A 12,663-nucleotide genomic window follows, 5' to 3' on the forward strand; every position below is an offset into this window, starting at 1 on the left:
TTAAGCCTGTTCCAACGAGGTTTCAACACGGGTGGCGGTGGCCGGGATTTTCCCTGCCGCTACCAGACGCTTGTGCTGCTCGGCTTCGATGCGCTCGATCACGTCGACCGGCACCATATAGCCTTGATCATCACGGGCCGCGTGGATCACGAAGTAGATCACGGTGCCGGCCAGGCCAGCGATTGCCAGCCACCAGATGTGCCAGATCATCGCGAAACCGAACACGGTCAACAGAGCACCCATGACCACACCGGTCGCGGTGTTGTTTGGCATGTGGATCGGTTCGTACCTGGCCGGAGCCTTGTATGCGGTACCGTTTTCCTTGGCTTCGCTGAACGGGTCGACGCCATCGGCTTTCGGCAGTACAGCGAAGTTGTAGAACGGTGGTGGCGACGAGGTCGACCATTCCAGAGTGTGTGCATTCCACGGGTCACCGTGTTCGCACATGTTCTCTGGCTTGTTGCGGTCACGCACGCTGACGTACAGCTGGATCAACTGGCAGGCGATACCTACGGCGATCATCACCGCACCGAACATGGCAACGTACAGGTACGGCACCCACTCTGGGTTGGTGGTGGCGTTCAGACGACGGGTCATGCCCATGAAGCCCAGTACGTAGAGCGGCATGAACGCGACGAAGAAGCCGGTGATCCAGAACCAGAATGCGGCCTTGCCCCAACCTTCGTGCAGCTTGAAGCCGAACGCTTTAGGGAAGTAGAAGCCGAAACCGGCGATGTAGCCAAATACCGCGCCGCCGATGATCACGTTATGGAAGTGCGCGATTACGAACAGGCTGTTGTGCAGAACGAAGTCGGCACCCGGGATGGCCAGCAGTACGCCGGTCATGCCGCCGATGGCGAAGGTCACCATGAAGCCCAGGGTCCACATCACCTGGCTGGTGAAGCGCAGACGGCCCTGGTAGATGGTGAACAGCCAGTTGAACAGCTTCACACCCGTCGGGACGGAAATCAGCATCGTCGCCAGACCGAAGAAGGCGTTGACGCTGGCACCCGAACCCATGGTGAAGAAGTGGTGCAGCCAAACCATGAAGCCCAGGATCGAGATCGCGCCCGATGCGTAGACCATCGAGTGGTGGCCGAACAGTTTCTTGCCGGTGAAGGTCGAGATGACTTCGGAGAAGATACCGAACGCTGGCAGGATCAGGATGTACACCTCAGGGTGACCCCAGGCCCAGAACAGGTTCACGTACATCATCGGATTGCCACCAAGTTCATTGGTGAAAATGTGGAAATCCATGTAACGGTCAAGCGTCAGCAGTGCCAGGGTAGCGGTCAGGATCGGGAACGAAGCCACGATCAGGACGTTGGCCCAGGTGCAGGTCCAGGTGAAGATCGGCATGTCCATCAGCTTCATGCCAGGGGTACGCATTTTCAGCACGGTGGCCAGGAAGTTGACCCCCGTCAGCGTCGTACCCAGGCCGGATAGCTGTAGCGCCCAGATGTAGTAATCCATCCCCACGCCAGGGCTGTATTGCAGGCCCGACAGCGGCGGATAGGCAACCCAGCCGGTCTTGGCGAATTCGCCGACACCCAGGGACAGGTTGATCAGCACCACACCGGAAACCAGCAGCCAGAAGCTCAGGGAGTTCAGGAACGGGTAGGCAACGTCACGCGCGCCGATCTGCAGCGGCACTGCAAGGTTCATCAGGCCGGTGAAGAATGGCATCGCCATGAAGATGATCATGATCACACCGTGGGCGGTGAAGATCTGGTCATAGTGTTCAGGTGGCAGGTAGCCAGGCGAACCCTCGGTGGCCATGGCCAGCTGGGTACGCATCATGATGGCGTCGGCAAAGCCGCGCAGCAGCATGACCATGGCGACGACGATGTACATCACGCCGATTTTCTTGTGGTCGACCGATGTCAGCCACTCGGTCCACAGGTAGGTCCACTTCTTGAAGTAGGTGATTGCAGCGAACAGCGCCAGACCACCGAGCGCGATCATGGAGATGGTTATCATCACGATCGGTTCGTGGAACGGGATCGCTTCCCAACTTAATTTACCAAACATCGTTTACTCCTCTGCCCCGGCAGCTGAATGCGCGTTCATGTCCATTCCTTGCGTAGCGGCCACTTCTTTCTCTTCTTTCTCGTGCTTCACTTTCGGACCCGGTTTCATGCCTTCGTACTTGTCGACGATGGTCTGGAACAGGTTCGGCGTCACCGAGGAGTAGAGCTCGACTGGGTTGTTCTGGCTCTGCTTGGCAAGGGCTGCGTATTCAACTTGTTCAAGCTGTTTAGGTGCCTTTTTGACTTCACTTACCCAGGCGTCGAAATCTTCCTGGGAAGTGGCGATCGCCTTGAATTTCATACCGGTGAAACCCGCGCCGCTGTAGTTGGCGGAGATACCGTCCATCTCAGCGTTCTCGTTGGCGATCAGGTGCAGCTTGGTCTGCATGCCCGCCATCGCGTAGATCTGGCCACCCAGCGCAGGGATGAAGAACGAGTTCATCACGGCGTCGGAAGTGATCTTGAAGTTGATCGGGGTGTGCGCCGGGAACACGATCTTGTTGACCGTGGCGATGCCTTGTTCCGGGTAGATGAACAGCCACTTCCAGTCCAGCGCGACCACTTCGATGGTCACCGGCTTAACGTCGGATTCCAGCGGCTTGTACGGGTCAAGGGCGTGGGTCGACTTGTAGGTGACGTAACCCAGGGCAATGATGATCAGCACCGGAACAGCCCACACCGCGATCTCGATCTTGGTGGAGTGGTTCCATTTCGGGGTGTAGGTGGCGTTGGTGTTGGACGCGCGGTATTTCCAGGCGAACAGGAAGGTCATGACGATGACCGGCACCACGACCAACAGCATCAGCAGCGTTGCGGTGATGATCAGGTTTCGCTCGTCCAGACCAACCTGGCCCTTGGGATTGAGCAAGGTCATGTTGCAGCCTGACAGCAACAACGTGCCGATCAGCGGCAATAAGCCTAGTAGTCTGGGGTACCTGTTTTTACTCATCTCACGACCTCTAAAGCAGCTTGCGCAATGCAGTTGGGTTTTGATCGCCAACACTTCACCCTGCCAAGGGTTGGCATTTTTCTTGGATTGAATAAGGGCATGCCCGTCGTGCGTCAGACGCTGTACGACAAATCCCTGGCCTGCGGTGAGTTCTTATTCGAATTCGTGGTCAAAGGCCTTGTTACAGACCAATTCCATTTGGTGCGGGTAGTTGGAGACTCCGACACCTGGGCATCGCATGAAGCCACCAGACCTCTCGACACCCTGTTTCTGCTCACGTCTGGTTAAGATTTGAGCAGTGCCGGGGATTCAGTGCGGGCGATTGTAGATATGTAACGTTGTATAAACCATGTCTCATCCCGAAATAATTTTTATCCGAACCGGCAACAATCATTAACCGTTTTCGCAAAAGTGGCGCATCTTATCGAAATTAATTCTCAACAAAAACACCACAATAAGTAGGTCTTCCACCCACAGTTCAGACAGTATCGGGCCCCTCCTCACCGCCCTTCACCTTGCCCGAAGCCCGATATGACGGGGGCTTCGGCCATTCGCCAGCCCCTGTTAAAACTGCCTGCTCGCGTTTGGAATGGAAAAAACCGCAAGCCTGCAAAACAGCCCAATTTCGTTACGTTTCCATGTACCAATCCGGCTTCCTCGAACGCCCTGCGACACTGACTCTGTGACAACATGTCGCACATGTGTCGCACCCTTGATTGCCGCCCGTCACGGTCTTTTTACCCGGCCTCTGAAATGTGCTCTGCACGACAAAAAAAGCCCCGACCCTCTCTTCGAGGACCGGGGCTTTTTTGTCCGACAATGCGCGGCGGCAGATGGCCTCAGCGCAGCGCTTTGCGGTTACGCGAGGTCAGCAACGGCACCAGCACCACGATCAGCACGAAGGCGACCAGCGCCCACTGCGCCAGCGACAGACCGAGGATCGGCGGGTATGGCGTGGAGCAGAAACCGTCGACCTGGAAACCCAGCGGGAAGATCTTCGCCAGCGGCAAGTCATCGACGATCGGTTGCAGCACATCGATGCCACAGCTGACCGCCGGATAGAACTGCGTATAGACGTGATGCCCGGCAACGCCGACGCCTGCCAGTGCGCAGATCACTACCAGGGTTTCGAACACCGTGATGCTGCGACGGCTGCGCATGGCTGCGCCGATGAAGGCGAAGATCGCGATCAGCAGCAACGCATAACGCTGCAGGATGCACAGCGGGCAAGGGGCCTCGCCCAGAACAATTTGCATGTACAGCGCCCCGCCGATCAGCGCCAGGCAAATGATGCCCAACAACACCAGGTAGCGCCGTTCACGCCCCAACCGCATGGATTCTTCGCTCATCGCGTTTCCCTTGAAAATTTCGATTGCCCGCCAGTCTACACGCTGGCCCGGACCTTTGAGAGTCTGGAGCATGTGAGGGGGATTCGGGGGGAATAGACGATAAGGCGGTTAAGGAGGGATTAACTTTCTGGCTTTTTTCAGTTCAGGACCGAGGTGTGGCATTCGCCGGAGCGCCGCCCGGAGCAAGCCCGCTCCCACACTGGATCTCCAGCGAACACATATTCTGTGAACGACAAAGCTCAAATGTGGGGGCGGGCTTGCTCGCGAAGCAGGCGACTCGGTTTCCCGAGCCGCCGCAACCGCTTACTCCAGCGTCGCAGCCGGCCCGAAGAACTCGTAACGGCTTTGCTTCTCCGGCACACCCAGGGCTTTAAGGTGACGCTTGATCGCGGCCATGAAACCTTTCGGCCCCAGGAAGTAAACATCCAGGTCACGCTGCTCCGGCAGCCATGCATTCAACTGCTGCTGGCTCAACAAGCCGATCTTGTGCGCCGCCGGGCTCACGCCGTCATCTTCGGCGTAGCAGTAGAAGCGCTTGAGCTGCGGGTGACGCTCGGCCAGGCCGTCGATCCAGTCGCGGAAGGCGTGGACGCTGCCGTTGCGCGCGCAGTGGATGAAATGCACCGGCCGCTGAGTCTCCAGCGCCGCTTCGAGCATCGCCAGGGTCGGGGTAATGCCGACGCCGCCGCTGATCAGCACCAGTGGCTTGTCGCTGGCGGTCAGGGTGAACTCGCCCGATGGCGGGAACAACTGGATGCTTGCGCCGACATGCAACTGGTCATGCAGGTAGTTGGAAGCGCGGCCACCGGCTTCACGCTTGACGCTGATACGGTACTGGCCTTTGTTCGCCAGCGCCGACAGCGAGTAGTTACGACGGATCTCTTCACCGTCGAGGATCAGTTTCATGCCGATGTACTGGCCGGGTTCTGCCTCAAGGATCGGGCCTTTGTCCGCAGGTTCGAAGTAGAACGAAGTGATCTCGGCGCTCTCCTCGACCTTGTCCAGCACGATGAATTCCCGCGCCCCGCGCCAGCCGCCCGGTGCCTGTTCCTTCTGGTCGTAGATGCTGGTTTCAGCACCGATCAGGATGTCCGCCAGTTGCCCGTAGGCCGCGCCCCAGGCCGCGATCACTTCCGGGGTGGCGATCTCTTCGCCCAATACTTCGGCGATGGCCCGCAGCAGGCAGCTGCCGACAATCGGGTAGTGCTCTGGCAGAATCTGCAGGGCCACGTGCTTGTTGATGATCTTGGCCACCAGGTCGCCCAACTGGTCCAGCTGGTCGATATGGCGCGCATACATCAATACGCCGTTGGCCAGGGCACGCGGCTGATCACCACTGGCCTGGTGGGCCTGGTTGAACAGCGGGCGGACTTCCGGGTATTCGGAGAGCATCATGCGGTAGAAGTGCGTGATCAGCGCCTCACCACCGCTTTCGAGCAGCGGCACGGTGGATTTGACGATGGCACGGTCTTGAGCGCTCAGCATAAGGTGACTCCTGGTCTTCTTGGGTTGCTAACGGATTACCCTATGCTTATCAGCTTCCGTGCCAACTATTTAATCGTTATAAATCAATTAGTTAAAAACTTAATAGTCATTTAGACACCCCTTGATTTATAGTCATACCGACTACACGGAGTCACTATGACTGCAAAATCCCTGCTCACCGCCCTGCTGCCCCTGGTCTCCGACCTGTCCCGCGAACTGCCCGAGGGTGAGCGTTATCGCCGCCTGCTGGAAGCCATGCGCGCCCTGCTCCCGTGCGACGCCGCCGCCCTGCTGCGTCTTGATGGTGAATGGCTGGTGCCGCTGGCCGTCGACGGCTTGAGTACCGACACCCTCGGTCGGCGCTTCAAGGTCAGCGAGCATCCACGTTTCGAAGCACTGCTCAGCGGCCCCGGCCCAACCCGTTTCGCTGCCGACAGCGACTTGCCTGACCCCTATGACGGCCTGGTCGATGGCCTGGATGATCATCTGGAAGTCCACGACTGCATGGGTTGCCCATTGTTCATCGACGAGCGTCCCTGGGGTCTGCTGACCCTCGATGCCCTCGACCCGGAGCGCTTCGAACCGATCGAACTGGATGCCCTGCAAGCCTTCGCCAGCCTCGCAGCTGCCACGGTCAACGCGGCCGAACGCATCGAGCGCTTGAACAACCGGGTCGAAGATGAGCATCAACGCGCCGAGGTCTACCGCCAGGCCAGCGGCCAGCAGAATCGCGAGATGATTGGCCAGAGCAAGGCCCACAAGCGTCTGGTCGAAGAAATCAGCCTGGTGGGCGGCAGCGACCTGACCGTGTTGATCACTGGCGAAACCGGGGTCGGCAAGGAGTTGGTGGCCCAGGCCATCCATGCCGCCTCGCCCCGCGCCGACAAACCGATCATCAGCCTCAACTGCGCCGCGCTGCCCGACACATTGGTGGAAAGCGAGTTGTTCGGCCATGTCCGCGGCGCCTTTACCGGGGCGATGAACGACCGCCGTGGCAAGTTCGAGCTGGCCAATGGCGGCACGCTGTTTCTCGATGAAGTCGGTGAGTTGTCGCTGACCGTGCAGGCCAAGTTGCTGCGGGTGTTGCAGAGCGGTCAACTGCAGCGACTGGGTTCGGACAAGGAGCATCAGGTCGACGTGCGCCTGATCGCGGCGACCAACCGCGACCTCGCCGAAGAAGTGCGCAGCGGCCGTTACCGCGCCGACTTCTACCATCGCCTCAGCGTTTATCCGCTGCTGGTGCCGGCCCTGCGCGATCGCGGGCGTGATGTGCTACTGCTCAGCGGTTACTTCCTGGAGCAGAACCGCTCGCGCATGGGCCTCAACAGCCTGCGCCTGAACAGCGACGCCCAGGCTGCGCTGTTGGCCTACGACTGGCCCGGCAACGTGCGCGAGCTTGAACATCTGATCGGCCGCAGCGCCTTGAAGGCCTTGGGCAATTGCAAGGAACGGCCGAAGATCCTCAGTTTGAGCGCAGCCGACCTGGACTTGCCCAATGCCAGCGTTGAAGCCGCTGCCGAGCAACCCGTCGCCGCCATCACTCAAGCGGTCACCGGCGACTTGCGCGAGGCCACCGAGCGTTATCAGCGTCAATTGATCGGTGCCTGCCTGGAGCGGCACAACAACAATTGGGCAAGCGCGGCCCGTGAGCTGGGCCTGGATCGGGCGAACCTGGGGCGGATGGCCAAGCGGCTCGGCATGAAGTGATGACCCAATCGCGAGCAATCTCCCACAGTGGATTTCAGTGGACACAACATTTGTGTTCACCTCGGCCACCTGTGGGAGCGAGCTTGCTCCGGGCGGCGTTCCGACGATGGCGTTCTACCACTCACTGAATTACTAAAGCCTGCCCCCGACAAGTCGATAACCCGGCATCGAAGTCATTGGCGATCCCGGGATTGCCCGTCACCTTTTTCCAGAGAAGGTTCATATGTCCTCCACCAAAGCCCGCGCAGACTCACTTTCGCTTTTGCTGTTTACCTTGCGCAGCGGCAAGCTGATGGCGATCAACCTGCTCAAGGTCAGTGAAATCATTCCCTGCCCACCGCTGACCAGGCTGCCGGAGTCGCACCCCCACGTCAAAGGCATTGCCACCCTGCGCGGTGCCTCGCTGTCGGTGATCGACCTTAGCCGTGCCATTGGCGAGCGTCCGCTGGAAGACCCCAACGGCGGCTGTCTGATTGTCACCGACGTCAGCCGCTCCAAGCAGGGCCTGCACGTGCAGGCGGTGAGCAGGATCGTCCATTGCCTGACCACCGACATCCGCCCGCCGCCCTTTGGCTCCGGTGGTTTGCGCGCCTACATCACCGGCGTGACGTCGGTCGATGGCACCCTGGTGCAAGTGCTGGACATCGAAAAAGTCATCCATGGCATCGCCCCGGCACAAATCGAAATGGCGCCGACCGAACTGAGCATGGAAGACGCCGAACTGCTCGGCAACGCGCGCATCCTGGTGGTCGACGACAGCCAGGTCGCCTTGCAGCAATCCGTGCACACCCTGCGTAACCTTGGCCTGCAATGCCGTACCGCCCGCAGCGCCAAGGAAGCCATCGACTGCCTGCTGGATCTGCAAGGCACCGCGCAGCAGATCAACCTGATCGTCTCGGACATCGAAATGTCGGAGATGGACGGCTACGCCTTCACCCGCACCCTGCGGGAAACCCCGGATTTCGCGCATCTTTATGTACTGCTGCACACCTCGCTGGACAGTGCGATGAACGCCGAGAAAGCACGACTGGCGGGGGCGAACGCGGTGCTGACCAAATTCTCTTCGCCGGAATTGACCCAGTGCCTGATCACCGCGGCCAAGGCTGTCGCCGAACAGGGTTATTGAATGTTGACAGAAGAATTCTGCTGGCTGATGCGGCGCGACCTCTCTGTCGTCGCGCCGTCCCCCGAATGGCCAGCCGGCCTGCAATTGAGTGAGTACCGTCCCGAACTGGGTGCCGCCGTACACCGGTTGATGGAGTTCGGTTATCTCGACGGCGGTGGTCGCGTAGCCGCGCTGGAGATGTGGCAACGGCAGTTCGAAACCGATCCGGAACATGACCCGGCCCTGTGCTTGATTGCCCTGGATGCCGGAGAAGTGGTGGGCGTTTGCCAGTGCTGGACCAGTGCCTATATCAAGAACCTGGTGGTGCACCCGCGGTTTCAGGGCCGAGGGTTGGGGCGTGCATTGTTGTTGCAGGCATTCAAGATGTTCCAGCAGCGGCGTGAGGGTTTCGTGGACCTGAAGGTACGTGAAGACAACCTTCGCGCGCGGCGCTTGTATGAAAGCGTCGGGATGCGCGCGGTCCGCCGGGAGCCGGTTCCACTCTGACATGCCGCCTTCGCTGGCAAGCCAGCTCCTGCAAAGGTTCGAGGGTGTACGCAGATTCTGCGCCCGACACACACAACTGTGGGAGCGGGCTTGCCCGCGAAGAGGCCAGCAAAGTCACTATCAACCTTTCAGGCATACTCCTGCCTTGGCCACTCAGCCCAAGGAAGCCTGAACCATGAAAGCTGCGCCCCTGATTCTCCTCTGCCTCACCGCCCTCGCCACCCAAGCCCATGCCTCCAGCCCTGACGCCTGGGCCACCTACGACAAAGCCGTACTTGCCAGTTGCACCAAGGCCAGCGGCCTGAAGGACAGCAAACCGGTCGGCACCGCCGCGCAGTTCGATGACCGGGTCGGTTACACCGCGCTCCTGCTCCAGGGCCAGTACCCGCAAAAGCACATGAAAGGCGCACAAGGCACCGAACTGTGCCTGTACAACAAAAAGAGCAAAACCGCGTACGTCACCGAATGGGACTCCATCCGCCCGGCTGGCAAGGAAAACTGAGTGGCGCATAATTTGCTTCGATAGCGGCTTTTGCGGCGGCATTCTGTCGCCGTTTCATGCACTGTGATGCGAACGAACGCTCGATGAATACAACGTTTTCCTGTGTAGGCTGCGGCAAATGCTGCAACGACCACAATGTGCCCCTGACCCTGGGCGAAGCCCGGATGTGGGCAGCCGACGGTGGTCAGGTGATCGTGCTGGTGGAAGCGTTTCTGGGCAATGGCCTGGGTCTGCCGGAGCAACAACGGGAACACGCCGAACGCCGTTCGGCGGCGGTGCGCAGCGGCGAATCCGAGACGTACGTGGCCATTACCTTCGCCGCCTACAATGTCGGCCCCTGCCGAAATCTTGACGAAGACAGCCTCTGCCGCATCTACGAACGCCGGCCGCTGGTGTGCCGCATCTATCCGATGGAAATCAATCCGCACATTGAGCTGAACACCGCCGCCAAGGAGTGCCCGCCAGAGTCATGGGAAACAGGGCCGGAGCTGATCGTCGGCGGCAATCTGGTCGATCAGGAGCTGGTGCAACTGATCCAGCGCTCACGCGAGGCGGATCGTGACGATATTCAGATGAAGGATGCAATTTGCGCATTGCTGGGCATCCGCACGACAGCCCTGAAGGGTGATGGGTTTACTGCTTATCTGCCGGATATGGCGGAATTTGCCGCGATCATCGACGACCTGGCGGGACAAACCTTGCCTGAGTGGGGCAGCGAATGGCTGTTTCATGTGTCCGGCGATGACATTGCCGGGCAAGTGCTGGCGGCTGGCGCACAGGTGGTAACGGATGCGCCGGCGAACTATGCGTTCATTTCGTTGCGGGCGGTTTGATCAGGACATTGTATCGCCTTGAATGGCTTGCCCGCGATGACGGCGGCACGGTCATCGCAAAGTCCGGATTTAGCGCTTGCCCATCGACCGACGAGTCCCCGGCGGAGCCATGCCCGGCGTCTTGGTGTGGCCATTCTTGGCGCCGTTCTTGTACCACGGCTGGTTGGAGCCCTTGGCGGCCGCCAGATCACCCGGCTTGAACGGGAACTTGAACGCCGGGATCTCGGCTTTGGTTTCGCTGTCGGCGCTGGAGTCGACGCTGTCTGGCAGCTCTGCCTGAACGTCGCTCAGGGCGTCGGCGATCGGCGGTTGTTTCGGGGAAGTCATGAAAGCTCCGGGTGGTGCATGAAATGTCGGGCCCGGTGAGTGGGCCGCATGCCACAGAATAAGAAGTGCGGCAGTATAACTGGATGGAGCACGACAAGCTGCAAGCTTGCATTGACCGCCTGACGACTCGCACAAATCCCGTGAAGAATGTTAGCGTGCTCATCATTCTTCACCGCCCGACGAGCCCGTCCCCCATGAAAAAGACCGTCCTTGCATTCAGCCGCGTCACTCCACAAATGGTTGAACGCCTGCAACAGGATTTCGACGTTATCGTGCCGAATCCGAAAAACGGCGACATCAACGCCCAGTTCAACGAAGCCCTGCCCAATGCCCACGGCCTGATCGGCGTCGGCCGCAAACTCGGTCGTGCGCAGCTGGAGAACGCCGCCAGCCTGGAAGTGGTGTCCAGCGTCTCGGTGGGCTACGACAACTATGACCTGGCCTACTTCAACGAACGCGGGATCATGCTGACCAACACGCCGGATGTGCTCACCGAAAGCACCGCCGACCTGGCGTTTGCCCTGTTGATGAGCAGCGCCCGTCGCGTCGCCGAACTGGATGCCTGGACCAAGGCCGGGCAATGGCAAGCCACTGTCGGTGCGCAGCTGTTCGGTTGCGATGTGCACGGCAAGACCCTGGGCATTGTCGGCATGGGCAATATCGGTGCGGCCATCGCCCGACGCGGTCGCCTGGGGTTCAACATGCCGGTCATCTACAGCGGCAATAGCCGCAAGACCGGGCTGGAACAGGAACTCGGCGCACAGTACCGCAGCCTCGATCAATTGCTGGCCGAAGCCGACTTCGTGTGCCTGGTGGTACCGCTCAGCGAGAAGACCAAACACCTCATCAGCCATCGCGAACTGGCGCTGATGAAGCCGGGCGCCATTCTGGTAAACATCTCCCGTGGCCCGGTGGTAGACGAGCCGGCGCTGATCGAAGCGCTGCAAAACAACCGCATTCGTGGTGCCGGGCTGGACGTGTACGAAAAAGAACCGCTGGCTGACTCGCCCCTGTTCCAGCTGAAAAACGCCGTGACCTTGCCGCACATCGGCTCGGCCACCCATGAGACCCGCGATGCCATGGCCAACCGTGCCCTGGCCAACTTGCGCAGTGCCCTGCTGGGCGAGCGACCGCAGGACCTGGTCAACCCGCAAGTCTGGAGGGGTTAATGTAAAGCTGGCAGGCGTTGCAGGCGCCTGCCCGTTTAGAAAAAACAACAAAAAAGTCGTTTGCATCCTGTTAAGCAACTCACTGAATACACACTCTGAAATTCAGTCAATAAACAAATAATAAAACCACGCGATAGACTCTCCCTACTTACCCGAACACAACGGGAGCAATAACGGAGATCAACAACTTGAACCCACTAACAACAAGCCAAATCATTCGGTTCAGCAAAGCCATACTGATGTTATCCTTCAGTTTCTTTGGATTGCTTGTGCTATACAGTAACTTCACCGACTACACGACAAACTTTGAATACCTCGCCCATATCCTGAGCATGGACACCACCAGTGATGGTCACAAATACCGTGACAGGGCCATTACTTCAACCCTATTGCAACACCGTATCTACTGGGTGATCATTACACTTGAAGTGGTCTACACCCTCTTCTGCCTGCTCGGCACCTATCACCTTTTTAAAAGCATCAGCGCTAGCCCGAAGATTTTTCACGATGCCAAAAAACCTGCATTAATCGGATTACTGATCGCACTTTTCCTCTATTACTTCGGCTTTCAAGTGATAGGTACCGAATGGTTCAACATGGACAGGTCGGAAACATGGAACTACAAGGACTGGGCCCGGCATATTGTCGGCTTCCTCTTTCCGCTATTGATTTTCATCGCAATGAAAGTCGAGCGCTGAGA

Annotated in this window: 13 protein-coding genes; 8 read left to right on the forward strand and 5 right to left on the reverse strand. The window is 59.1% G+C overall.

What is annotated here, in order from left to right; all coding sequences use genetic code 11:
• A complete protein-coding gene (gene cyoB, locus KGA85_RS22680; RefSeq protein ID WP_223459111.1) occupies positions 1 to 2,031 on the reverse strand; it encodes a cytochrome o ubiquinol oxidase subunit I in 2,031 nt (676 codons plus the stop codon).
• A gap of 3 nt (positions 2,032 to 2,034) precedes the next feature.
• A complete protein-coding gene (cyoA, locus tag KGA85_RS22685) occupies positions 2,035 to 2,979 on the reverse strand; it encodes a ubiquinol oxidase subunit II (protein WP_223459113.1) in 945 nt (314 codons plus the stop codon).
• Positions 2,980 to 3,006: 27 nt separating this feature from the next.
• Here cyoA and KGA85_RS22690 point away from each other — a divergent pair, with 27 nt between their 5' ends.
• Entirely contained in the window at positions 3,007 to 3,267 is a 261-nt protein-coding gene (locus KGA85_RS22690) for a hypothetical protein (protein ID WP_223459115.1), read from the forward strand.
• A gap of 551 nt (positions 3,268 to 3,818) precedes the next feature.
• On the opposite strand, the gene KGA85_RS22695 is transcribed toward KGA85_RS22690, so the two are convergent.
• Positions 3,819 to 4,328, reverse strand: a complete 510-nt coding sequence (locus KGA85_RS22695) for a disulfide bond formation protein B (protein ID WP_223459117.1) — start codon at positions 4,326 to 4,328, stop codon at positions 3,819 to 3,821.
• A gap of 303 nt (positions 4,329 to 4,631) precedes the next feature.
• A complete protein-coding gene (gene hmpA / locus KGA85_RS22700; RefSeq protein ID WP_223459119.1) occupies positions 4,632 to 5,813 on the reverse strand; it encodes an NO-inducible flavohemoprotein in 1,182 nt (393 codons plus the stop codon).
• Between the two features lie 156 nt (positions 5,814 to 5,969).
• Between hmpA and norR the strand changes: the two genes are divergently transcribed.
• The 5 genes from norR to KGA85_RS22725 all read left to right on the forward strand — a co-directional run bounded on the left by norR (position 5,970) and on the right by KGA85_RS22725 (position 10,467).
• Positions 5,970 to 7,520, forward strand: a complete 1,551-nt coding sequence (gene norR, locus KGA85_RS22705) for a nitric oxide reductase transcriptional regulator NorR (protein ID WP_223459121.1) — start codon at positions 5,970 to 5,972, stop codon at positions 7,518 to 7,520.
• A 223-nt stretch (positions 7,521 to 7,743) separates the two neighbouring features.
• Positions 7,744 to 8,646 carry a chemotaxis protein CheV gene (locus KGA85_RS22710; RefSeq protein ID WP_223532662.1) on the forward strand — a complete coding sequence of 301 codons (903 nt, stop codon included), beginning with the start codon at positions 7,744 to 7,746 and terminating at the stop codon, positions 8,644 to 8,646.
• A complete protein-coding gene (locus KGA85_RS22715) occupies positions 8,647 to 9,132 on the forward strand; it encodes a GNAT family N-acetyltransferase (protein WP_223459125.1) in 486 nt (161 codons plus the stop codon).
• A 175-nt stretch (positions 9,133 to 9,307) separates the two neighbouring features.
• Positions 9,308 to 9,634 carry a hypothetical protein gene (locus KGA85_RS22720; RefSeq protein WP_223459126.1) on the forward strand — a complete coding sequence of 109 codons (327 nt, stop codon included), beginning with the start codon at positions 9,308 to 9,310 and terminating at the stop codon, positions 9,632 to 9,634.
• An 83-nt stretch (positions 9,635 to 9,717) separates the two neighbouring features.
• Entirely contained in the window at positions 9,718 to 10,467 is a 750-nt protein-coding gene (locus KGA85_RS22725; protein WP_223459128.1) for a YkgJ family cysteine cluster protein, read from the forward strand.
• 69 nt (positions 10,468 to 10,536) lie between these two features.
• On the opposite strand, the gene KGA85_RS22730 is transcribed toward KGA85_RS22725, so the two are convergent.
• A complete protein-coding gene (locus KGA85_RS22730; protein WP_223459130.1) occupies positions 10,537 to 10,794 on the reverse strand; it encodes a hypothetical protein in 258 nt (85 codons plus the stop codon).
• Positions 10,795 to 10,988: 194 nt separating this feature from the next.
• Between KGA85_RS22730 and KGA85_RS22735 the strand changes: the two genes are divergently transcribed.
• Both KGA85_RS22735 and KGA85_RS22740 read left to right on the forward strand, forming a co-directional pair.
• Positions 10,989 to 11,963 (forward strand): 2-hydroxyacid dehydrogenase, encoded by a 975-nt coding sequence (locus tag KGA85_RS22735; RefSeq protein WP_223459132.1) that lies wholly within the window; start codon positions 10,989 to 10,991, stop codon positions 11,961 to 11,963.
• A gap of 188 nt (positions 11,964 to 12,151) precedes the next feature.
• Complete coding sequence (locus KGA85_RS22740) at positions 12,152 to 12,661, forward strand: DUF2165 domain-containing protein (protein WP_223459134.1); 510 nt, start codon at positions 12,152 to 12,154, stop codon at positions 12,659 to 12,661.
• Positions 12,662 to 12,663 lie beyond the last annotated feature (2 nt).

This window comes from Pseudomonas sp. GL-B-12 (assembly GCF_019955895.1).
GTDB lineage: Bacteria > Pseudomonadota > Gammaproteobacteria > Pseudomonadales > Pseudomonadaceae > Aquipseudomonas.

Excerpts from the sequence above, each read along its gene's own strand:
- cyoB (WP_223459111.1), bottom strand. The coding sequence starts at position 2,031 with ATGTTTGGTAAATTAAGTTGGGAAGCGATCCCGTTCCACGAACCGATC.
- cyoA (WP_223459113.1), bottom strand. The coding sequence starts at position 2,979 with ATGAGTAAAAACAGGTACCCCAGACTACTAGGCTTATTGCCGCTGATC.
- KGA85_RS22690 (WP_223459115.1), top strand. The coding sequence starts at position 3,007 with ATGCAGTTGGGTTTTGATCGCCAACACTTCACCCTGCCAAGGGTTGGC.
- KGA85_RS22695 (WP_223459117.1), bottom strand. The coding sequence starts at position 4,328 with ATGAGCGAAGAATCCATGCGGTTGGGGCGTGAACGGCGCTACCTGGTG.
- hmpA (WP_223459119.1), bottom strand. The coding sequence starts at position 5,813 with ATGCTGAGCGCTCAAGACCGTGCCATCGTCAAATCCACCGTGCCGCTG.
- norR (WP_223459121.1), top strand. The coding sequence starts at position 5,970 with ATGACTGCAAAATCCCTGCTCACCGCCCTGCTGCCCCTGGTCTCCGAC.
- KGA85_RS22710 (WP_223532662.1), top strand. The coding sequence starts at position 7,744 with ATGTCCTCCACCAAAGCCCGCGCAGACTCACTTTCGCTTTTGCTGTTT.
- KGA85_RS22715 (WP_223459125.1), top strand. The coding sequence starts at position 8,647 with ATGTTGACAGAAGAATTCTGCTGGCTGATGCGGCGCGACCTCTCTGTC.
- KGA85_RS22720 (WP_223459126.1), top strand. The coding sequence starts at position 9,308 with ATGAAAGCTGCGCCCCTGATTCTCCTCTGCCTCACCGCCCTCGCCACC.
- KGA85_RS22725 (WP_223459128.1), top strand. The coding sequence starts at position 9,718 with ATGAATACAACGTTTTCCTGTGTAGGCTGCGGCAAATGCTGCAACGAC.
- KGA85_RS22730 (WP_223459130.1), bottom strand. The coding sequence starts at position 10,794 with ATGACTTCCCCGAAACAACCGCCGATCGCCGACGCCCTGAGCGACGTT.
- KGA85_RS22735 (WP_223459132.1), top strand. The coding sequence starts at position 10,989 with ATGAAAAAGACCGTCCTTGCATTCAGCCGCGTCACTCCACAAATGGTT.